Origin of the sequence: Rhizobium sp. GCM10022189 (genome assembly GCF_042656325.1) — a bacterium.
In the GTDB taxonomy this organism is placed as follows: domain Bacteria; phylum Pseudomonadota; class Alphaproteobacteria; order Rhizobiales; family Rhizobiaceae; genus Rhizobium.
Window position 1 is genome coordinate 143,328 of record NZ_JBHSOR010000037.1, and the last position, 21,635, is coordinate 164,962.

Here is a 21,635-nt window from a genome sequence, read left to right on the forward strand (position 1 = left end):
TCGAGAGGAACCAGAATGACGCCGCTTTTGAAAATCATCATCGGATCAACTCGCCCCGGACGAATAGGCCCTGTCGTGGGAAAATGGGTCAAGATGGCGGTCGAGACGCACGGTGGATGTCGGGTCGAACTCGTCGATCTTGCCGACTTCAACCTTCCGCTCCTCGACGAACCAAATCACCCGGCGATGCAGCAATACAAGCACGAACATACCAGGACTTGGGCGACGACGATCGCCGAAGCCGACGGCTACATCTTCGTGACGCCCGAGTACGACTATTTCCCGCCCGCTTCGCTGGTGAACGCAGTGCAAACCCTTTTTCTGGAATGGAACTACAAGGCCGCAGGTATCGTCAGTTACGGCGGTGTATCAGGAGGTCTGCGATCGTGCCAGGCTCTGCGGTCGCTGCTGAGCGGCGTGAATGTCCACGGCATTTACCACGTCGTGCCGATACCTTTCGTCTCGCAGTCGATCAACGGCGGACGTTTCGTTCCGACCGGGCAAACGTCCGATGGACTCAACCTAATGCTGGGCGAATTGTTAAAGTGGACGAGAGCATTGAAGCCAATGCGCTCGTAAGGGCTTCAGTGAGGCAGGCTTCTTATTAGCCGCAATTGAAGTGTCGGGCAGAGCGTTTTCCGCCGAAAACGGCCATCGGGCCGCTCTGCCAAAGACTGGAACAGGATGCCTAGAAGGGCGATCTCCGACCCTCTCAGACCCTCGTCAGCCCGGCTAAAGGCAATATCATGCCCCCAGAAAACCAGACTGTCGCAACACCTGCGGCAGTCAATGCCTGAAAACCGTCTCGGTAGATGTTGGAGCAGCGAAATAGTCACTGCTCCAACAGATAACTACTTGTCCGGCGTCGTCAGTACAGTCTCCGTGGAGTCGACCACGAAGACCGCCAGGATTTTTGCGGGCTCAGTTTCGCTGGCATTTGCACTGACCTTATGATGATCGCCCGGTACCTCGATCCAATTTTCGCCCGTGTTATAGATCTTGAGGTCACCGTCGTTTACCTGACTTTTGATCTTGCCCTCTATTACCGTCGCATAAATGAACGCGCTTTTCGCATGGGTATGGGACGGATTCGAACCGCCCGGACCGTACTCGACGAGAACGCCGCGCAGGCTTTTGCCCGGTACGTTTGGAAGCACATGATCGAAAACGACCGAAACCTTGGCATTGTGTGGTTTGTCGGCGGCGAGAGCAGGAACTGCCATCGACGACGCGAGTATTGCGGCGGTAAGCATACGAACCATTGGGATATCTCCTCATCAACACCGCGACCTAGCGCGGCGGCGCTACGCTACGCAAACCATTCCCGTCGTTTGAGATATACGATGGTTTGCAGACTAGATGCGAACCGCAGCTACGCCCGATCGAGCAGCGGATTGCGAAAAAAACGAGCCCCCAAAAGGAGGCTCGCTGATAAGATGTCGAGTAAAAATTAGCTGGCTGCCTTGATGAACGCGAGCAGGTCTTCATTGATCACGTCGGCCTGGGTGGTCGCCATGCCATGGGGATAGCCGTCATAGATTTTCAGGGTGCCATTCTTGAGGAGCTTGACAGAGAGCTTCGCGGAGTCATCGATCGGAACGACCTGATCGTCGGAGCCGTGCATAACCAGCGTCGGAACGTCAATAGCCTTCAGGTCTTCCGTGAAGTCCGTTTCCGAGAACGCCTTGATGCCGTCGTAGTGAGCCTTCGCGCTGCCCATCATCCCCTGACGCCACCAGTTGTCAATGATGCCTTGCGATTTCTTCGCTCCGGGACGATTGAAACCATAGAACGGGCCTTCCGGGATGTCGCGGTAGAATTGAGCCCTATTGGCCGCCAGAGGGGCGCGGAATGCCGTGTCGAAAACCTCAAGAGGGATACCCCCCGGATTATTTTCCGTCTTCAGCATGATCGGCGGTACAGCCCCGATGAGCACGAGTTTCGCGACGCGGCCCTTGCCGTGCTTGGCGACATAATGAGTGGCTTCCCCACCGCCGGTGGAATGTCCGACGTGCACCGCATTCTTGAGATCGAGGTGCTGGACGACGGCCGCCGCGTCGGCCGCGTAATGGTCCATGTCGTGACCGTCGGATACCTGGCTGGACCGACCGTGGCCGCGTCTGTCGTGGGCGACCACGCGGAAGCCCTTGGAGACAAAAAAGAGCATCTGGGCATCCCAGTCGTCGCTGCTAAGCGGCCAGCCATGGTGAAATACGATCGGCTGCCCAGCACCCCAGTCCTTATAGAAAATTTCAACGCCGTCCTTCGTCTTAACAATGCCCATGTCACGTCTTCCTTCGTTGGATTCGTTCGATTTAGTTGCCGAAAATGCGATGTTTGGGAGCGCCGTCGCCGCAGCGGCACCGACGCCGAGTGCGAGTACGTCACGCCGCATCAAGCCTGAGGTCCCTGAGTTTCCGAGTTCTGTCATGTTTGCCTCCTTGGCGCTGGCTACGGCCGCGCAGACAACACACCGGTTCGAGGCGTGAGTGACGCGCGTCCGTCCTAAAAGGACGCTTTAGACTGGGACATAACGGCCAATATTCGCAGATATACTTCCGTATATCGACGACGCGCGCTCATCGCAGTGCGACGGCCTGCGTATTCGGGCGAACGAGATTCAGGTTTTCGCAGGAGCTTGGCTTTGCATGGTTTCGCAAGGCTCCGTCTTTCGAGCAAGTGGCAAAGAGGCAGGCCGATCTCGTCGGAGGGTGGCCGTCAGTGGTGCAAGACAGTGAGCTTGCACTTCGGTACGGGTGATCGACGTTGGTCGTTCCCTCACCGAGGGAGCGCTCAGTCCTGTACGGGCCGTGTCCGCTGACAAAGCCCGCACGTTGATACACTACTTGTCGGAGGGCGCACCGATCTCGCCCTGGATGCCTGGTCCATGGGGATGCTCGGGATTGTAGGAATGAGTCGTCTTGGCGTCGTCGCCGAGGTGTACGTCTCCATCGACGCCGTAGAACGCGATATGAAGGCCCCAATAGGCAGTACAGAAGATCACCAGTGTGGCCGACAACCCAAGTGGTATGTTGACGATTTTTTGCTTGAACACTGTCATCAAGTCTACGCCGCTCCTCCGGTCCGCCGCTACGGCAATCAGGATCGCCATGATCAACCCATGACCGATCAGATCGACGCGACCGAATGGCCACACTGCCGCGGTAAAGATCACCAGTAGGGCCATCGCAGAAAGCCTTCGGATCAGCGGTGTCCAGAGAAGGCCAAAGCCTAAAGTGAACTCCGTGACCCCAGCCATAGGGATGAACACGTCACGGGGCATTCCGAAGGTCAGAAATGGCTTCTCGATGACGAGCGGATAGAACCAGCTCGGAAAAGCGAACTTCTCGAGGCTCGACCACATCAAAGCGATTGCTAACCCCCAACGAAGGGCTTCGAACCTGCGCTCTCGAAGGTTCTCGTTCGTCAGCGGCTCCAGAAGGAGGTAACCCGCAACACCGAGTCCAAGGGCTAGGTAATCGAAGAGGTGAAAGAGATCGTAATCCCTGAGCGCCAGAAGCCAAAGTGCGATGATACCGACTCCGGCGAGCGGCATGGTCCGCCGAGAGAAGACGCAGCACGCGATAAGCAGCTGCATCCAAGAGACCCATTCGGCAGGAGTCTTCAAATCCGGTGTAAGATATACACCGCCGACGGCAAAGATCGCGACAAAGAACGATGCGACGATCGCTCGGATGTAGTCGTCCTGACGGTTCCACAATGGCGCGGTAGCGGCATTGAGGCCTTCTATCGCCACCTGGCCGAAACCGCTTTTCTCGATCAGACGAGTGGCAACGAAGAAAACCAGCACCAGGACTATGCCGATCCAGAACCATATGTCGTGTAGGGTGACCGATAGCGATTCCGGACGGGCACCAACGATATACGGAGCGAACCATTTCACGTGTGCCGAAGCCGTTTCAGGTGTGGAGAGGCTTGCTAGAATTGCGAGGGCGACGGACATCATGATCGGTCCGTTCGATTTTTGAAGCGCGTTCATTGTTTTCACTTCGTGGGAGGAAAGAGCCGGTGGAATCCCGGCTCCAGAGGATTCATGCTGCGATTAATTCGTCGGAAGGTCCGAAGAACTCGTAGTGGATGCGATCGGCGGAAATTCCCGCACCGCTGAGGCCACCGACGAGCGCACGGAGGAACGGCTTCGGTCCGCAGAGGTAGAAGTCGGCAGCGTTGAACGGCGTATTTTCCTTCAGCCAATCGATGGTGATGTAGCCGTCGTGATCGTGCGACAGGCCGATTGCATCCTCCTGACCAGGTTCGCTGTAGAAGGTCTGCACCGCTACATGCCCGTGCGCCATGGCGAGCGAACGGACATGACGATCCATGGCATGGGTAGAGCTGTTCAGAGCTCCGTGTACGAAATGCGTATCAAGCTCCGGATACTCCTTCGTGATCGCTTCGAGCATGCTGACCATTGGCGTTAGTCCCACGCCTCCGGAAAGCAAAACCACCGAGCGTTGGGGCTCTTCGGGCAGATAGAAGTCGCCGGCCGGCGGCGTGACCTCTAAAATCGTTCCGATTTTTGCCGAGTCGTGGAGATACAGTGAGCCGCCCTGCCCCTTTTCCTCCCGTTTGACGGAAATCCTGTAGAGCTCATTGTTCGGGCCGCAAGATATCGAGTAGTTCCGCTTCACCTTCTGGCCGTCTGCCAGAGTCAGGCGGAACGTCAGATACTGCCCGGGTCGGTGCCGTAGGACACGACCGCCATCAACCGGACGAAGGATGAAGGAGGTAACGACGTCACTCTCGCGAACCTTCTCCGAAATCCTGAATTCCCGCCAGCCGTTCCAGCCGCCGCCCTGGCTCTCGATGGAGGTGCGGATATTCGCCTCCCGTTCCTTGAGGATGTCCGCCAGGAACCAATACGCTTCGGCCCACGCTTCCAGGAGCGCTGGGGTGGCACCGTCTCCGAGAACGTCTTTGATGGCGGCCAACAGGGCATTCGCCACGTAAGGATAATGCTCCGGAAGAATATGGTAGCCGATATGTTTGTGGGCGATGCGCTCCACCACCGGTGCCAGCACACCAAGATTTTCGATATTCTCGGCGTAAGCGAGGATGGCGGCGGCTAACGCGTGAACCTGAGAGCCACCTTCGCCCTGGTTAGCGTGGTTGAACAAGCTCTTGATATGCTCGTCTTCGAACAGGCGAATATACATGCGCTTGGTGATATCGCTGCCATGCGCGGCAAGTGCGGGAACACTCTGCTTGACGAGTTCGATCGTTTGCTGAGAGAGGGGAGTTGCCATCGTTTTTCCTTTCACTGCAGGGGTTGGACCGGCGGCCTGTCGTAAAATTCGATCCTGAATTTCACGGGACCGTCGATTTCGAGATGGTGCGGCGCGGCCGGCGGGATCACGCCGGGTCTATCGGGCGCGAGTAAGATCGATTGATCTCCTCGGACATAGCGAATTGCACCGCGTTCGATGAGGATCAGCCCCCAGGAGCCCTCTTTCAGGGAATGCGACCGCAGAAGCGCGGTGGGGACGCTCGTTTCGTCGAAAGTCTGGGTAACCTTGTAAGGAGCCGTCGCGGTGGATTGAACGGCAGGGGAAACATCGAGCAGGGACGGCTGACCAAACATCGCTTGGGAAAGCCTGGCGGCGACCCGAGCAGCCTTCGCTTGCATTTGTAGGGCCGTTTCCGGGGGAACCAACTCGTCTGTCGTTTTCTTCCAAAGTTCGAGCCAGCGCGCGAACATCTCCGGCTCGATCTTGTCCGTATGTACAAGGTGCATCGCAACCGGATTTCCCTTGTAGCGCCCTGAAGTCAGCATCAAGGAGGACCAGAAATCCGTCAGCCGGGTGATGTGCTCATCCCAGTCCTCCACTACGGCAAACGGCCGCGCCAGAGAGGGGTCGCGGCGGATCCGTGCGTAAAAGGCCCGGAGAACTCCCGCGATTCTGTCATCTGTCAAATTCTCAATCATGGAATACCCAATAAGATGCATATGAGATGCATCTATTATGAAACGAGAAAACATGCTATCCATATGCATCTTTTCGTTATGGGCGTTTTGACGCAGGCAACATGAGACTGACACGCTATACAGATTACGCGATCCGCGTATTGCTATACCTTGGTTCACGTGCCGAGGGCCTTGGCTCCATCCGAGAGGTCGCCAAGACGTTCAGAATATCCGAAAACCACCTGATGAAAGTCGTGCAGGATCTAGCTGCCGCGGGTTTCATTGAAGCTGTCAGAGGACGCAATGGCGGTATACGGCTTGCCAAGCCCGCCGATCATATCAATCTCGGTGCTGTTCTACGACATACAGAGGGGCTCGACACCCTATTGGAATGCTCGGACTGCATGGTAGCCTCGGCATGCGGGCTTCCGCCGGTGGTTTCGGAGGCGATTGCCGCATTCCTCGCCGTCTTCGACAAGTACACGGTCGAGGACCTGGTGCGACGTCGTCTGGAATTGAGGGCCCTACTTGCCGTGGCCTGATCGCGGCATTCCAACGTTATGACTTTGAGGCGGGAGATCGCTCAGGGCAAAGGCGACGATTGCTCCATGAGCCGTGTTCCTGGCCCAGAGCCGACCGTTGTGGGAGAAGAGGATAGACTTTGAAATCGACAATCCCATCCCCATGCCGCCCTTCTTAGTCGTGAAGAACGGGCTGAAGATCTTGTCGAGGTTGACGATGCCTTTGCCGAAATCCTCGACTTCAACCACCACCTCGTGGTTCTGCAGCGCGCTCCTTACGATAACCACCCTGTCTCCAGCGGTATGTTCTGTAACAGAGTCAGCGGCATTGCGAACCAGATTGACCAACACTTGTTGGATTTGAAGAACGTCGATCCTCACTGAGGGAAGACTTTCGGCGAGTTCGATGAGGAGCTGGATACCCTGTGATGACAGCTCGTTGCGCAGGACATCGCAAACCACCGCTATGATCGAATTTATGTCGCGCAATTCCCTTTCGTCGACGTGCTTCTGGAACAGCGCCCTCACCTTTCTGACCACTTCCGAAGCGGCATTGGCATCCCGAAGAGCACATTCGGCACTGATGCGGGCTCTTTCAACGTTCGATGGGGTCATTGCCAGCCATCTGCGGCAGGCATCGGCATTGGCCAACGCTGACGCGAGAGGCTGGCTAACCTCGTGAGCTATGGACGCCGACAATTCAGCCATACCCGCGACCTGCGCGGCCTTGGCAAGTTTTTCGGAAGCGTCGCGGAGCGACTCCTGTGCGCGGGTCTCGTTTTCTATGTCGAGTTCAAGGCCGTACCAGTGAGTAATTGCGCCATTGTCGTCTCTTAGCGCCTCCATGCGGCCCTCCATCCAACGCCAGGTTCCGTCAGCTCGACGCTGGCGGAAACGAGCCATCCAAGGCTCGCCGCTGGAAATGCAGTGTTTCAGCGAAGACTCGACCCGCGCCCTGTCCTCGGCATGAACGGTATTGTCGAGAACCGCCGACAGTAGCGTTTGTCCGGGCGTAGGTTCGATCTCGTTCACCTTCACGCCGCCCCACTCTTCCAGTCGTTTATTGTAGTAGATCGGCTCGCCGCGTTCGTTAGCGGCCCATATCATGCCCGGCACTGTGTCGATTAGCCTGCGAAGTTGCCTCTCGCTAGCCTGCGACCGCTCCATGGCTGTCATGGCCTCGTGAATGTCGACCGAAATGCCAAGCCAGTAGACCGGTTCCCCCGTGCTATCCCGCTGCGGCCGCGCCGTTGAACGCAGCCACCGCAATTCGCCTCCGGCTCCGCGAATGCGATGCGTGACTTCGTATTCGTCCTTTTTCGAATTTACCGCGTCTAACCAAGCATTGGAGAGAGCCGCATATTCCTCTTCGAGCACGGTTTCTTTCCACGTGAAGTCACCGTTCGCATCTTTAGTGGTCAAATGCTCAGCCTGTTGCCCCATATAGCGCTCCATAGCGCCGCTAAAGCACATGAAGTCACCGTTCGGCCATGCGGACCATCCCAGTCCCGGAAGCGTTTCGACCAACTCCTTCACGTGGGACAGCAGTTGCTCTCGATCTTGCGCCACTATTGCCATCCCTGACATCTCGCCAAACTTGTTCGATCAAATCACACGCCCTTGCCAGGTCAATACCTCCTAACAACGGAGAAAAGAGGAATCGCCGTTTCGCCATTCAGGGGAATCGAAGTGGACGCTGGAGATTCCAGAAGATGATCTTGAGAGGCCATGTCGAATTACTGCGCAACGTCGCCCCCTGCCGCGTCGCTCCTCTCCTTGCCGCCATCTATCGATGAAGCGCTCACTAAATTTCAAGTGCCTACTGCGATTGTCCGCAGATGACTTCTCGAATGCCTCTTTCAGGTATTGCCGCTATCGGCGCAGCCTAGTCACCTGATAGCGATCACTTTGCACCGACGCGGCCTGACAATCCCCTTTCCCTTCGCGAAAACGTCGCGGAGCCATGCGACTGTATATGTGCCGACTGCGGCCACCACACTCTCGTATACTTACCGGTGAGGCCCCTTAATCATAGGCTTCCTTGAGCCTTGAGCGTTCAACGGAAGAAACAGATGCGTCGGAATATCCCCTTTTCTGTGCCCAAGGACGATGGGCTTGCCGTATTTCCTCTGGTTGCGATCGGCTTCGGCATCATAACAATCTCGGTATATCTCTTCGTAATCATTCCGATGCAAAGAAAGCCTCAGAGCGCAAAGGTGTACGTTCCCATTAATTCTTACGGGGCTCAGTCAGCAGAGGCTCTTTTCGCTGTGAACGGAGAGACGGTTGTGATGCCGGTACGTCGGCAATCTGCGCAGTTGGTGGCCGCTAGCGCGAGCAATTAAGTCACAGGAAGGCACCGTGCGCCTCCAAAACGCAGGTCTAAAAGAAGCGCCGCAAGACGAACGGCGCTTCCGTATTTCACGCACCGGTCAGGTGGCGCTTACCCAGGCGTCGAATGTAATCGAACCGAGCTTAGGTGTGCCGCCAACAGGGATTAGTGAGTTCGGCTCAAGCTTAGAACCAAAATAGCCTGCCTCCGGATCGCCGACCACCGTTCGCCCGTCGCCATTCTTGGCAAGGTACTTCTGAATAATCTCGTTGGTGTGGAAAGCCTCCGGTCCCGCGATGTCTATCGTCTCGTTCCTGGCTTCAGCAACCGCGGCGTCCGCAATGAACTTCGCGACGTCGTCGGCAGCTATCGGCTGCAGGTAGGCTGTCGAGACGGTAACGACGTCGCCTTGAGTCGAGGTGTAGGCGATGGCATCCAGGAACTCGAGGAACTGGGTGGCACGCACGATCGTATATGGTACGCCGGATTTCTTGATGATCTCTTCTTGGGCTACCTTTGCGCGGAAGTAGCCGTTCGTCGGGACTCTGTCGACCCCGACGATCGACAGCGCAACTACGTGCTTTACGCCGGCTTTTTTGGCTTCACGGGTGATGTTCGTGGAGGACTTGGTGAAGAATTCGAGCACTGCCTCTTCTTCGAAGGACGGCGAATTCGGAACGTCGACGACAACGTCAGCGCCTTTGAGGGCTTCGGCAAGACCTGCCCCGGTAACGCTGTCGATGCCATTGCGCCTTGAGGCCGCGATCACCTGATGCCCCCCATCCGTAAGGATCTTCGCGACCTTCGAGCCGATGAGGCCGGCTCCACCGATGATAACTGCTTTCATGGTCTTTCCTTCCGTGTTTGATTTCTAATGAACACTGCGCCACCGCCTCTATGCGGTACGCATCCGCTGGACGGCGTCCTCCGTCGTCCAGAGGCCGTTTGCTATAAAGCGGAAGTTGATAAGCGCCGCGAGATATCCATCTCCCTCCGGGAATTTCGCAGCCGCGATCGCATCGCGGACAACTGCGACCTCGAATCCCTGTTCGAGGAGGTGACGAAGATGGGATTCCACGCAGAGGTTAGCCGCCATGCCGGCAAGCACGATCTGATTCACGCCTTGCTTTCCTAATTGGAGCACGAGATCGTTGGCTTGTGGGCCATAGAGCTTATGCGGAGAACACACGATCGTCTTGCCGTCCTCGATGAACTCTTTGAATTCCGGCATCCACTCGGACCCAGAGCCCTCAAACCCCTCAAGCGTCAGCGCTCCCTTCCGATCGAACATGCCCAGCTTGTGCTGGAGGATCTCAAGTGGCCCCTGAACCTTCCACCGGTGGTCGTGGGGATAGTAGTAGTGAGGTGAGATTACGACGGGCATGTCCACCTCTTTGGCGGCCCTGAACAGTCGGACAAGATTGGGAACGGTGTTCTGCTCGGTAACGCTTTCGCCCACCACAGGCCAAGCCGGGCTCTTGGGGCTCATGAAGTCGACCTGAGGATCAATTACGACGAGGGCGGCCCTGCGTGTATCAAGTTTCATTCCAGTAGGCGGCAACGCCGGATTTAGCGGATCGGCGTATGGCTTGGCATCGGCAGCAATTGCACTGGTGCTGGAGGCCGCGGCAATTGTGCCGGCCGCGACCGCTCCTGCGAGTGTCCCAAAGAATGCCCTCCTGCTCGTGCAGTCCTCACACATGATGTTCTCCGTTTTCTGCCCTTGGTTCCGAGAGTCGCGCGAGGGTCGGCTGAACGCAATGCGCGGGCAAGTATACGCTGGATATCGGACGGGCATCGAGGTGTCGTTCGGAGCGGCCGTATACCAGGATATATCTTTGATCCGGTGGCGCGGTCACTTACGCGTGGAGCGATTTGAACGAGTATCGAAAGGACGCCACGATGATCCCGCAACGCTTGAATTACCCACAACACGCTCCCGACGTCTTCAAAAAGCTCGGAGAAGCGACCTTTGCCACGCGCCATGCCTCATTGGACAAGTTGTTAATCGCTCTGATCGAGATCCGTGCATCCCAGATGAACGGCTGCGCCTTCTGCCTGGATCTGCACATCAAGGAGGCGAAGATCGCTGGGGAGCGCGAGTTGCGTCTCCATCACATCGCGGCTTGGCGGGAGTCACAGCTGTTCGACGAGCGCGAGCGAATGGCCCTGGAATGGACCGAAGCCCTGACGGTACTTCCGGCGGACGGGATATCCGACGAGCTCTTCGCAAAGATGAAGTCCCTGTTCTCCGACAAGGAAATTACGGATATCACCTTCGTGATCATGATCATCAACGGTTGGAACCGCGCCGGGCTTGCCTTCAAGACCCTTCCGGGCTCGGCGGACAAACTCTACGGCCTCGAAAAGGCGAACCTCTCGTAAATCGCATGACTGGCGGGGAGATGTTCGATATTCGCCCCGCCTGTCTTTACCCTATTCGGCCGCCTGTGATTGAGTGAGCTGCAGAGCATCTGCCAGGCCATCGCCATAGTCCTTGTCTGCGAGGCGGCAGTGGGACACGTGTCTACCCTTGATGACCGTCGCGACCGAGGCCATCGCCCTCGCCGTGTTATCGATCAGTGCGCGCCGCTGTTCGAGGTTCATCAATCTGAATAGATTCCCCGGCTGCTCGTAATGGTCGTCATCGACATTATGGTCCCAATGATCGGCACTTCCACTCAAACCCAGCGCCGGCTCAGCGAAGTCAGGTTGCTGACGCCACGCGTCACGCGAGTTTGGAACATAACTCGTCTGAGCGCCGTAATTTCCATCAACGCGCATCGCTCCGTCGCGGTGATAAGAATGCACCGGGCATCGTGGCGCGTTGACTGGAATTTGGTGATGATTGACGCCTAATCGGTAACGGGCGGCATCTCCGTAAGAGAACAAGCGCGCCTGAAGCATGCGGTCAGGTGAAAAACCAATACCCGGCACGATGTTCGCAGGGGAAAACGACGATTGCTCGACCTCAGCAAAGTGGTTTTCGGGATTGCGATCCAAAACGATCTCACCAACCTCGATTAACGGGAATTCGGCATGCGGCCAGACCTTGGTGAGGTCAAAAGGATTGTGTCGGTGGGAAGCCGCCTCAAATTCCGACATGACCTGGATGTACATCGACCATCTAGGGAAATTGCCGCCTTCGATGTTATCGAAAAGATCCCGAACGTGGCTTTCGCGGTCGCGCCCGATGACTTCGGCCGCCTCGTCGTCGCTGAGATTGGCGATCCCCTGCTTTGTCCTGAACGTGAATTTCACCCAGTGTCGTTCGTTATCGGCGTTGATCAAACTAAAGGTATGGCTGCCGAACCCGTGCATGTTCCGGTACGACTTTGGTATGCCCCGCTCTGACATCACGATCGTCACCTGGTGCAAGGCCTCCGGCAGGAGCGTCCAGAAGTCCCAGTTGTTTTCCGCGCTTCGCACCCCCGTTCGCGGGTCCCGCTTGACCGCATGATTGAGGTCAGGAAAGCGCAGTGGATCGCGGAAGAAGAAAACCGGCGTGTTGTTACCGACGATGTCCCAATTGCCTTGCTCGGTGTAGAGTTTGATAGCGAAACCGCGGATATCGCGCTCTGCATCCGCAGCACCACGTTCGCCGGCGACAGTGGAGAACCGCATAAAAAGTGGTGTTTGTTTGCCGACCTCCGAAAACAGATCAGCCTTAGAATACTTGGTGACATCGTTCGTCACTGTGAAGGTCCCGTATGCCCCAGCTCCCTTCGCGTGCATCCGGCGTTCCGGGATCACCTCACGATCGAAGTGCGCCAGCTTCTCGATCAGCCAGACGTCCTGCAGCAGCGCAGGCCCACGCGGACCGGCGGTCAGGATGTTGAAATTGTCGGGGACGGGAGCCCCAGCCGCCGTCGTGAGTTTGCTTTGGGTCATATGCCTGCTCCTTTGATTTTCAACAATGCAGTAGGGCAGAGGCCGAATTGGTGAACCAGCTATACGAGAGTTTGCATAGTCGATGCCTTCAGGAAAAAATCGAGAACGTGAAACGCATTAAACTCACGCGAAATCGGTTGGTCCGATTGCGTCTCGCCGAGCTGAACCTCGATGCCCTAAAGGCTGGGGATTGCCATCGTTTGTTTCGCGACGAAATCGCAAAAACGTCGAAGACGGTTTGGCATCATCGATCCGAAGGCATGGATCATGCTGAAGGGCTGTGGCGGAAGACGAAAATCCGTCGAGATATCGATCAAACTGCCCTCGGCAAGTTCCTCGTTGACTGCACACCGCATAAAGACCGCCGCGCCGAGACCCTGAAGCGCGGCGGCCCGCAATGCCTGCCCGGTATCACAATCAACCTTCCCGCGGGGGACGAATCCTTCCCCACTATCGAGGACCACGGGACTTGGTTTACCGTGTACGCAGTACCTGGCAAACGGTAGCGCAGACAACTGACGGATGGAACTCGGCTTATCGTGCCTTGCGACGAAGTCTGGCGAGGCGACGATCACCATACTGACGTCTGCGAGCTTACGAATTCGCATCTCACCCTGACCGCCTCCCCCGACGCGGAACACCACGTCATAGTCTTCACGAATGAGATCGACTTGCCTGTCGGCCAGGCCAACCTCTAGGTTCACCTCAGGAAATGACGAAGCGAAATCGCGGAAAATTGGCGTCAGGAAAAAGCGAGCCATCTCGCTCGGCATGCTGAACTTTATTCGCCCAGCAAGGCGCTCGTCCCCCGCCGAGATATCATCAGAGGTGTCAAGCTGGCGGAGCAGCGGGACGACCCTTTCGAAGAGGGACTGCCCTTCAGCGGTCAAGGTCAGCGCGCGGGTGGACCTGAGGAAAAGCCGGGATTTTACCAGACTTTCAAGTCGCCCGACGCTGCGTGACACGGCCGAAGGCGAAGTCCGCAGGATTTTCGCTGCCGAACTGAACGAACCGGTCTCTACGGCTTTTACGAACGCGATCAGTCCCGGCGTCTCCTCAAGCAAATTCGGCATTCAAATCTCCCGCGCACAAATCATGTGCTTGTAATCCAGCTAATGCGCCGATCCAGAGCGAATTATCTCCATGACACCAGACATGGAGATCAAGATGAGAGCACTGGAAGGAAAGGTCGCCATTATCACCGGCGGCAACAGCGGCATCGGCAAGGCCACCGCCAAGCTTTTCGCTGACGAAGGCGCACGGGTCGTCATCACAGCCCGGCGCAAGGACGCACTTGACCAGGCGGTTGCCGATATCGGGCACGGTGTCATCGGCATTCAAGGAGATGTCGCCGACCTTGAGCATCACCGCGCCGTCGCGGCGGCGGTAGTGAGCACCTTTGGCTCGGCCGACATCTACATCGCAAACGCCGGCGTGATCGATCTGAAGCCGTCCGAGCAGGTTACTGACGAAGTCTACGATCGGCATTTTTCGATCAATACGAAAGGAGTTTTTTTCGGGGTTCAGGCCATCGCTCCCGTCATGAACGATGCAGGGAGCATTATCGTCACGAGTTCCCTGGCCGCCAGCAAGGTTCTTCCCCACCACACGGCCTACGCCGGCTCCAAAGCGGCCGCCGCCGCTTTCGCCAAGAACTGGGCGATCGAGTTCAAGGAGCGGCGCATCCGCGTGAATATTCTGAGCCCAGGTCCGACCGATACCGAGATCCTCGGAAAGCTCGGAATTTCCGCCGCGCAGCGCGGTCCATTTCTCGAACACATGGCCAACACCATCCCTGCCGGAAGACTCGCGACTTCGGAAGAAGTGGCGAGAGCCGCCCTTTTCCTCGCTTCCGACGCGGGCCGGTTTGTGAATGGTATCGAACTCAATGTCGATGGCGGCATGTCGCTTATCTAAGGAGAACCAAGATGACAAATAACCATAACTCGGAAATCGTTGCCTTCATTGACAAGCTCGCCGAAACGGGCAGCAACTACCGCATGGACGAGATGGAATCGCTCTACACGGATGACCTGGGCTTTCTGGTTCTGACCCCCGAAGGAGGTATTACCCGGATCTCGAAGTCGGAAATGTTCGCCGAGTTTCGCGCGCGTCGCGATTCTGGTGAAGAACCGCTTTCCACGGAAAAACGCATCCTCCACATCGAAGAGCAGGGCGATGACGCAACCGCCATCCTCTACAGACGGATGAGCCAAAAGGCTGTGGCCGCCTTTTACGAGCTCCGCCTCAAGCGCATTCAAGGTGAATGGAAGGTCGCAGGGGAGACGGTGGTGCCGTGGCCGGACCTCGCAACGGTTAGCGGCTTTCTGCCTCCGCGCGAACGTTGAGCGTCGATCTGCGAGACGAGTTTTCATCGGGCGCGCGTTTGGGATTTTCCAATACGCGCTCCGTTGTTTCCCGACATGAGGCATGGCGAATATCCCAACAATTCGCCACAACGCTCGTCGACGGCTGGATGGAGATGATCCCATAGTCGCGGTAGCAGCGATACGCGTTTCCGGCTGAACGCGCTCCGGCAGGATGATGTGGCCGTCGCGGGGTTGCCAGGTATTGCTGGCTGCATTTCGTCGTTCGAATCGAAGGCGTCGGCGAAGGCGCAACGATGACACCGTTCCTCAACAACAGCAGCAACACCAGAAGTGGTCTCCTTCTTAGTTGACTGTGGCGAGCGTGTTTGGATCTTGTGTCGTTCAACCAATGACAGCATCAGACGCCTTCAAGTATCGTCCGCACATCCTCCAGCAATGATGACGACGTTCTCAGCGATGTATGCACGAGCCGCAAATGGCCATCGTAAGTCGCCGCGCCTATGACGTCTTCACCCTCGACGCAGCACCTGAGCACGGGCCCCCAGATTTCTTCGATGGCGTAGTCCTTGCATCGTCCGTCGATTTCAAGTCTGCCGAGATTTGTCAGCATCGCGTCATATGTGCAGAAGTGCCACATGAAGTTGACAGCGTCGTCAGGGGTTGCGTCGGCGGGGACCTTGGCGCGGCAGAGGGATGCGAAACCCAGCGCGGCTTCCTTCGTCCTATGAGGCAACAAGTTAGCCTGAGCCAGGATTGCCTCCTCCCAGAAGGGAAGACCTTCTCTAACATGCGCGATTATCCCCGCCGAGATGAACATCCCGCAATGTTCGCTGCTGGAAAAGGTGTTGCGCATATTGATGGGCGACATCAGTCGGACGCCGGTCCTACCGTGCGGCTCGTCAAGGAGTGCCCTGACGATGGCAACCGAAAGTGCCGCATGGACTGTCGTGCCCTTGTCGCGGGCTGTCGTTTCAATCCTGGCGGTCAGCGACGGCTCGAGCGCCAGCGTTCTGACACAGGCGTTAGCCGAAGGATTGGTCGCCCAGGGATTGTCACCAGTTGTTTCGGCACCGGCAACACTCCCCAGCTCCTTTGCCTTCATAGCGATTTCGGCTTCGCCCAGCCAAGCGTCAAGCGAGTTCGCAGCTCCCGCAACGGGCAACGTCCGGCCGGCCAACGCATGGACGATGTCGCGAACCACGAATGTCGCGGACATCCCATCCGCAATTGAATGATGGAACGCAGCGCCCAGGTAGAACCGATTGCCCTGCCGGAGAGCGCCAACTCTGAATAGAGCACCGTTCGTCGTGTCGAATGACTTGGCAATCATGTCCTCAGCAAGGCCCGTCCAATTGCCTTCGTCGTGGACTTCGATATCCGGCCCTCTCGTGGACAACTCGAAAATTCGACGTCTTCCTGCCTCTTGACCGATGCATAGGGAGAGAATGGGATGCCGCAGACGGACCTGCCTTACGGCTTCCTGAAGCCTTTCCAACGTCAGTTCCCCGCGTACTTTTGCGAAGACTGCGAAGGTCATGGCCCCGGCCTCTCCGTAGGCCGCAAACAGGTTCTCGATAGAGCCCAGCTCGCGTACACGAGTTCCGTTTTTCATTTTTTGACATTCTCCAAATGTGGGCACGGATCAGCGATCAGCACGGTCTCGAGACCGCGCCGCAGATTGCACGTCGAATTTTAGATCTGACTCGATTGCGTCTCCGGCTTTGCTCGCGACCGGCAAACTCCGCTTTAGTGCCATGCGAGACAAGCTATACAGCGGCATACCCCCAGCACTTGAAGTCTCGGGGCCAGATGCATTGACCGCGCCCAGTCCGGCGCGGTCAATGCAGATGGAGTTACCCGACCTTGGGCGTCATCCGCTCGCGCATGAATGCCATGTATTCCGCTTCCGAGCTGCCGCGGCGCTTCTCGACGAGCGGCTTGATGTCCTCGGTGGCCACGTATCGAAGTTGATCCGTGCCGTCGGTTGCAGCGTCGTAGATGACCTGCGCGACCTCTTCGCTGGTCGCTCGTCCGCGGCTCTGGCGAAGCTGGTCGAAAACTGCGCTCGCACCAGCGATGAAAGCGTCGTAGTCGGCGGGTGTGGAGGTGGAAGAGAACTCCTGCCCGCTGCGCTGACCGAATTTCGTATCGAGGACGCCACCGGGCTCGACAATCTTCACGCCGATGCCGAGGGCAGCCAACTCGTAAGATAGTGACTCCGAGAAGCCTTCAAGCGCAAATTTCGAGGCGTTGTAGAGGGAAATCATCGGGAGGCCGAAGACACCCGCACCTGAACTGACGTTGATGTAGAGGCCGGAGCGGTTTTCACGGAAGTGGGGGAGCGTCTCGCGGACAACATCCATGACTCCGAATACGTTGACGTCGAACTGGTCTTGAACCCTCTCACGGGGCGTACCTTCGAAAACGCCGAAAAGTCCGTAGCCGGCGTTATTGACGACCACGTCGATCTTGCCGAAGCGCGCAATGCCCTCGGCAACGGCGGACTTGATGGTCTCGCGATCCTGGACGTCGAGTTTCGTGACGAGAACGTTTGGATATTCGCCGCATAACTCCGTCGGGTTGCGCATGGTTGCGATGACATTCCAGCCCTTGTCGGCGAACAGGCATGCCGCGGCCTCGCCAAAGCCAGAGGAGCAGCCGGTGATGAGAACAGTTTTGGTCATTGGTTTCTCCGTTGAAACAGCACCGTATTTAAACCTTCGATCCGATGATATAAGTGGTACAAAGTCGTACAGCCCATTGAAGGAAACTGAACAATCATGTCGGGAATGACTCTTTCGGATTTGAGAGCAATCGCTGTTGTCGCCGATACGGGCAGCTTTCGAGGCGCGGCCAAAGAGCTGCAGATTGCCGTGTCTTCCCTCAGCCATCAGGTCGCAAATGTGGAGAAGCGCGTCGGCATTCGGCTCTTTAACCGGACAACACGCAGCGTATCGCTTACCGAAGCGGGCGAAGCTCTTCTTCAGCGAGTCCGGCCAGCACTGAATGAGATCGATGCCGCACTTGAGGCCGTCGACCATCTACGTGCGACGCCGACTGGAGTGCTTCGCCTGAATACGTCCGAGGGCGGAGCGGAACGCGTCCTCCCTCTCGTGCTCGATTTCCTCGCCTCGTATCCCGAGATGAAAATCGATCTGGTTACCGAGGGGAGACTGGTGGACATCGTGGCGGAAGGTTTCGACGCCGGCCTTCGACTTCAGGAGGTCGTTCCGAAAGACATGATCTGTGTTCCCCTCGGTCAAACCGAATCCTTTATTCTAGTCGCATCTCCTGTTTACCTGGAGGGCAAGACATTACCCTCCTCGCCGGGCGACTTGCTGAATCACGAGTGCATCAGGGCAAGACTTCCCAGCGGGTCGCTTGTGGATTGGGAACTGGAGAGGAACGGCGAAGCCATCTCAGTTAACGTAAAGGGGCGGTTGATCGCTGGCAGCACCGAACTGAGCGTGCAAGCGGCTCGCCAACACGCTGGTATTGCCTACGTGTCGCTCCGCTCGGTGCAAGAGGATATAGCCAGCGGTCGTCTGATCCAACTGCTGCCGGAATGGACGCCACCCTATCCCGGGATCGCACTCTTCTATCCGAGCCGCCGCCTACCATCGGCCGGTCTGCGAGCATTCATCGACCACGCGCAGGCATGGCGGAAGAGCCCACGATAGCACCTACTCCTCGAAGGGAGCGTCGCAAACGAGATCGACAACGGATGTTGCCCTGTAGCCGACGACAAAACGCCTGCCATAATCTCGTACGAAGTTATCGAACGTCGTTTCTGGGGCGGTTTCGGCGATGTGACAAAAACATTTAGTAAGCTGCTTTTTAAGGTTCAAACGCGGGTATTCCTGCAGGATCGCACTCATCTCTTCCGCCGGGATCACGCCGAACCGATAGCCGATGACGTCCAGTCCGATAGCCGCTGTGCAAAGGGAAACCTCTGTCTCCTTGTACAGAGCAATAGACGGCGTCGAATTGAGTGCGACTATGTCCCAAACGCGTTGGGCACGCTCGTTTCCCATCTCCATCTCGATCGCAAATCGCTTCGCGATGTCGGCCGCCTCGACCTCGAAGCGTCGCGGCCCGGCAAATCGGTCGTTAAGGGTGACGTCATGCAGGAGCGTTCCTAGAGCTACGATCTCCTCGTCATGGGTGATACCCTCGATTTGAGCAACTCGCACCGCGAATAACCAAGAACGGACTGCGTGATTGAAAAGATAGGGATCGCAGTGCGTTAGCGCAAAAGTGAGCGCGCTATGTGTGATAGGGGTATCCGGCACAGAAACGCCGGCGATTGTACGGTAGCGACTTTGCACGTTCATAGCGGGGTTCTCCGGTACCTCCGCAGTGCTACGCTCCGTCCAGCGTTCGCAATAGATATACACGGGATATCCACTTAACCCGCGCCTTACGACGTAAGATGTTTCGGAATAACACGAGTGTGGTCGAGATTTGAAGGGTTTTCAAAGGGACATCCGCCCTTTGACGCCGCCCTTCGGCGGTTGACGCCTAAATGGTCGGAAAAACAGGTCGTACCAGGCCAGGAAGAGCACGGCCCTCCACGGATCTACCGCGAACTCAATCGCAACCTGGGCACCAGCCGGTGGACACGTAGTGCCCACAGATTACCCCACCAGAACTCCGTTTCTCGCGTGGACGATGACCTGGTGACTGAAGGTCTCGAGATGCCGAATGCGCCTCCAGTCCCGGTAGACAGGCGCGGGATGTACTGAGATTCGAGATTATCAGCGCAGCAATCCAATTAATGGACGACTGCGGACGCAGGCGCGATCAGCGGGAACCGCGCGATTAATATACTGGTGAGTTCCTCCTGGGTACGATGGCCGCGATCGAAACGGTCGACCGCCGCGCGGCAGACTGTTTCCAATGTCTTGTCGGACGCCGTTTTATGTGAGGAATGGCATGCCTGGTTGGCTAGAGAAGTTCTTGGGTCGCCCCTCATCGAAGGCAAAATTCGTTCAATTGCCTGCCGATGTGGAAGCAAACCTTGCGGTACACCCGCCGGTCAATCTTCAACCAATATCCGTCATAGACCGCCCGGTAGCGCTCCCGCTTTGGTTTGAATTTCCCCCACATCATAGAGAGCCCGCCACCTATGACGGTGTTTTCTGGGAAGTTGAGCCAATGGGGGAGTATCTCTATTATCTGGCTGGCGCATTTCAGAAAAATCATAAGGGACTTTTGCGCTTTGGAACCGCTCTATTAGAAGTCCGAGCCGAACGCAATTTTGAGACCGACGTCATAAGGGCAAGTTTACGAGACGGCGACCGAGAGCACGCGGGGGCTCGCAGCAGCATGTCTTGGCACGGCATGAGTGTCCTTGACGCATGTCACCTGTTGCTTACCGAAGCGCGGGCATCCGGCAGCGACTCTTGGATCGGAGCATTCAAAAGCACCTCCTCAGATGTTCTGGAGGGGCGCTCTCGCCTGAGATTCGGCCTTCAATTTCAGACCCGCGAACCGTTTGTCGAGGTCAGATACGAGCGATTTTATCCGGCAACCCCCGACGGTGGAGAGCCATTCCTCTTCGAGGTCAAAACCCGATGTATGCTTCCGGGCGTCGCGGTCGACGACATAGTCACGTTACATGAGGACGTAGCCGCCGCTTATCGTGACGTGCCGTCTACGCATGTAAGTGGCGCGATAAGAATTTGAGTCAGTGTAGCGAATGGACCAAGGCTCCGTGGTCGACGAGGCTGAATTCGGTTTCGCGGTCAGACTAATCCGCTGCGCGGCCAGCACTTCCTACTGATCAGCAAGGCCCGCGACATCAAGCTTACAACCATCTTCGCGGCAGAAAATCCCAATTGGAACAATCGCAAGGGCCCATGAGTTATCCGTTCAGTCGGGCGTAAGCGTAATGGAGCGCGGCGCTCTCCCCATCCCTCGGGTATCCGAGGTTGCTTCCAGCTTTGGAGCTGTGACGCGGGGTTCGAATCCCTGCCCCGACCACCATATTCGAGGCAATCGGACAAAACTTGCGATTTCTCGGGCTACCTCAGCCTGACGTCGACACGGCACCCATTCTCCGATGGATATCTGACCACCTCTCCATCGAACTGCGCCGCCATCAGCTTGACGAGTTTCGATCCGATCCCGTCGTCAAGTTAGGGCGGACATCCTACCCCGTTGTCAACGACGGTGAGGAGGATATCTACTCCTTCCGAGATCAGAGTGATCTCAACGCTCCCGCCGTCATCGTTCGGAAAGGCGTACTTGAAGGCGTTCGTCACCAGCTCGATGACGATAAGGCCGATGGACGACGCCTTGTTGGAGGGAACGAGCAGGTGGGGACTCCTAACTCTGAGGGCGATCGGCCTCAGATCGCGCAGCAGGTCGGCCAGCCCTTTGGGTCAGCTCTTCCAGATAGTTGGCGATGTCGACCGCCGCGCCGCCCTCATCGCTACTTTTCTGAAGATGGCGGTGCACACGCGCGATGACGTTGAGCCGCGAAACCGCTTCGTCCAAGGCCGCCCTGGCAGGACCTTGCTCCAGGGTCCGTGCCTGAAGGCGTAGAAGTGAGGCCACAGTGGCGAGATCGTTCTTGGTACGGTGATCGAGTTCTTCCAACTGGACGGCCCTCGCGCGCGCTGCGGAAACAA

The 21,635-nt window shown here is 57.1% G+C and carries 21 protein-coding genes; 6 read left to right on the forward strand and 15 right to left on the reverse strand.

From position 1 onward, the window contains the following. Positions 1-15: 15 nt before the first annotated feature. A complete protein-coding gene (locus ACFPWW_RS14035) occupies positions 16-579 on the forward strand; it encodes an NADPH-dependent FMN reductase (protein ID WP_377312122.1) in 564 nt (187 codons plus the stop codon). Positions 580-851: 272 nt separating this feature from the next. Here the strand turns inward: ACFPWW_RS14035 and ACFPWW_RS14040 are convergent, their stop codons facing one another. From ACFPWW_RS14040 to ACFPWW_RS14060, 5 genes are all read right to left on the reverse strand, one after another. Beyond that, positions 852-1,262 carry a cupin domain-containing protein gene (locus tag ACFPWW_RS14040; RefSeq protein WP_377312123.1) on the reverse strand — a complete coding sequence of 137 codons (411 nt, stop codon included), beginning with the start codon at positions 1,260-1,262 and terminating at the stop codon, positions 852-854. 188 nt (positions 1,263-1,450) lie between these two features. Beyond that, positions 1,451-2,284 carry an alpha/beta fold hydrolase gene (locus ACFPWW_RS14045; protein ID WP_377312331.1) on the reverse strand — a complete coding sequence of 278 codons (834 nt, stop codon included), beginning with the start codon at positions 2,282-2,284 and terminating at the stop codon, positions 1,451-1,453. Between the two features lie 558 nt (positions 2,285-2,842). Further along, positions 2,843-4,000, reverse strand: coding sequence for a hypothetical protein (locus ACFPWW_RS14050; protein WP_377312124.1), 1,158 nt, complete (start codon positions 3,998-4,000; stop codon positions 2,843-2,845). 52 nt (positions 4,001-4,052) lie between these two features. Further along, entirely contained in the window at positions 4,053-5,267 is a 1,215-nt protein-coding gene (gene hmpA / locus ACFPWW_RS14055) for an NO-inducible flavohemoprotein (RefSeq protein WP_377312125.1), read from the reverse strand. Positions 5,268-5,278: 11 nt separating this feature from the next. Next, positions 5,279-5,947 (reverse strand): DUF1971 domain-containing protein, encoded by a 669-nt coding sequence (locus ACFPWW_RS14060; RefSeq protein WP_377312126.1) that lies wholly within the window; start codon positions 5,945-5,947, stop codon positions 5,279-5,281. 101 nt (positions 5,948-6,048) lie between these two features. Here ACFPWW_RS14060 and ACFPWW_RS14065 point away from each other — a divergent pair, with 101 nt between their 5' ends. Continuing rightward, complete coding sequence (locus tag ACFPWW_RS14065; protein WP_377312127.1) at positions 6,049-6,468, forward strand: Rrf2 family transcriptional regulator; 420 nt, start codon at positions 6,049-6,051, stop codon at positions 6,466-6,468. Here ACFPWW_RS14065 and ACFPWW_RS14070 read toward each other — a convergent pair. The 3 genes from ACFPWW_RS14070 to ACFPWW_RS14080 all read right to left on the reverse strand — a co-directional run bounded on the left by ACFPWW_RS14070 (position 6,451) and on the right by ACFPWW_RS14080 (position 10,481). Then, a complete protein-coding gene (locus ACFPWW_RS14070) occupies positions 6,451-8,025 on the reverse strand; it encodes a PAS domain-containing sensor histidine kinase (RefSeq protein WP_377312128.1) in 1,575 nt (524 codons plus the stop codon). The two genes, ACFPWW_RS14065 and ACFPWW_RS14070, sit on opposite strands and share 18 nt — an antisense overlap. Positions 8,026-8,879: 854 nt before the next feature. Further along, positions 8,880-9,626, reverse strand: coding sequence for an SDR family oxidoreductase (locus ACFPWW_RS14075; RefSeq protein WP_377312130.1), 747 nt, complete (start codon positions 9,624-9,626; stop codon positions 8,880-8,882). Between the two features lie 48 nt (positions 9,627-9,674). Next, positions 9,675-10,481, reverse strand: coding sequence for a cysteine hydrolase family protein (locus ACFPWW_RS14080; RefSeq protein ID WP_377312131.1), 807 nt, complete (start codon positions 10,479-10,481; stop codon positions 9,675-9,677). Positions 10,482-10,684: 203 nt separating this feature from the next. On the opposite strand from ACFPWW_RS14080, the gene ACFPWW_RS14085 reads away from it, so the two are divergent. Beyond that, positions 10,685-11,164, forward strand: coding sequence for a carboxymuconolactone decarboxylase family protein (locus ACFPWW_RS14085; RefSeq protein ID WP_377312332.1), 480 nt, complete (start codon positions 10,685-10,687; stop codon positions 11,162-11,164). A 51-nt stretch (positions 11,165-11,215) separates the two neighbouring features. On the opposite strand, the gene ACFPWW_RS14090 is transcribed toward ACFPWW_RS14085, so the two are convergent. Both ACFPWW_RS14090 and ACFPWW_RS14095 read right to left on the reverse strand, forming a co-directional pair. Then, positions 11,216-12,670, reverse strand: a complete 1,455-nt coding sequence (locus ACFPWW_RS14090) for a catalase (RefSeq protein WP_377312133.1) — start codon at positions 12,668-12,670, stop codon at positions 11,216-11,218. Between the two features lie 176 nt (positions 12,671-12,846). Then, on the reverse strand, positions 12,847-13,743 hold the full coding sequence (locus ACFPWW_RS14095) for a LysR family transcriptional regulator (RefSeq protein ID WP_377312134.1): 897 nt from the start codon (positions 13,741-13,743) through the stop codon (positions 12,847-12,849). Positions 13,744-13,837: 94 nt separating this feature from the next. Here ACFPWW_RS14095 and ACFPWW_RS14100 point away from each other — a divergent pair, with 94 nt between their 5' ends. Then, the gene (locus ACFPWW_RS14100) at positions 13,838-14,587 is read left to right on the forward strand and encodes a glucose 1-dehydrogenase (protein ID WP_377312333.1); all 750 of its coding nucleotides are present in this window, start codon (positions 13,838-13,840) and stop codon (positions 14,585-14,587) included. An 11-nt stretch (positions 14,588-14,598) separates the two neighbouring features. Then, positions 14,599-15,018: a hypothetical protein gene (locus ACFPWW_RS14105; RefSeq protein ID WP_377312136.1), complete on the forward strand. Its 420-nt coding sequence runs from the start codon at positions 14,599-14,601 to the stop codon at positions 15,016-15,018. A gap of 379 nt (positions 15,019-15,397) precedes the next feature. Here the strand turns inward: ACFPWW_RS14105 and ACFPWW_RS14110 are convergent, their stop codons facing one another. Together ACFPWW_RS14110 and ACFPWW_RS14115 are read right to left on the reverse strand one after the other, a co-directional pair. Further along, entirely contained in the window at positions 15,398-16,612 is a 1,215-nt protein-coding gene (locus ACFPWW_RS14110; protein ID WP_377312137.1) for a condensation domain-containing protein, read from the reverse strand. 241 nt (positions 16,613-16,853) lie between these two features. Beyond that, complete coding sequence (locus tag ACFPWW_RS14115; protein WP_377312138.1) at positions 16,854-17,684, reverse strand: SDR family oxidoreductase; 831 nt, start codon at positions 17,682-17,684, stop codon at positions 16,854-16,856. A 96-nt stretch (positions 17,685-17,780) separates the two neighbouring features. Between ACFPWW_RS14115 and ACFPWW_RS14120 the strand changes: the two genes are divergently transcribed. After that, a complete protein-coding gene (locus ACFPWW_RS14120; protein WP_377312140.1) occupies positions 17,781-18,680 on the forward strand; it encodes a LysR family transcriptional regulator in 900 nt (299 codons plus the stop codon). A gap of 3 nt (positions 18,681-18,683) precedes the next feature. Here the strand turns inward: ACFPWW_RS14120 and ACFPWW_RS14125 are convergent, their stop codons facing one another. From ACFPWW_RS14125 to ACFPWW_RS14135, 3 genes are all read right to left on the reverse strand, one after another. After that, positions 18,684-19,334, reverse strand: a complete 651-nt coding sequence (locus ACFPWW_RS14125) for a hypothetical protein (protein ID WP_377312142.1) — start codon at positions 19,332-19,334, stop codon at positions 18,684-18,686. A 1,806-nt stretch (positions 19,335-21,140) separates the two neighbouring features. Next, complete coding sequence (locus tag ACFPWW_RS14130; RefSeq protein WP_377312335.1) at positions 21,141-21,377, reverse strand: ATP-binding protein; 237 nt, start codon at positions 21,375-21,377, stop codon at positions 21,141-21,143. After that, positions 21,331-21,603 carry a histidine kinase dimerization/phosphoacceptor domain -containing protein gene (locus tag ACFPWW_RS14135; protein WP_377312143.1) on the reverse strand — a complete coding sequence of 91 codons (273 nt, stop codon included), beginning with the start codon at positions 21,601-21,603 and terminating at the stop codon, positions 21,331-21,333. The genes ACFPWW_RS14130 and ACFPWW_RS14135 overlap by 47 nt, the downstream gene beginning before the upstream one ends. Between the last annotated feature and the right edge of the window lie 32 nt (positions 21,604-21,635).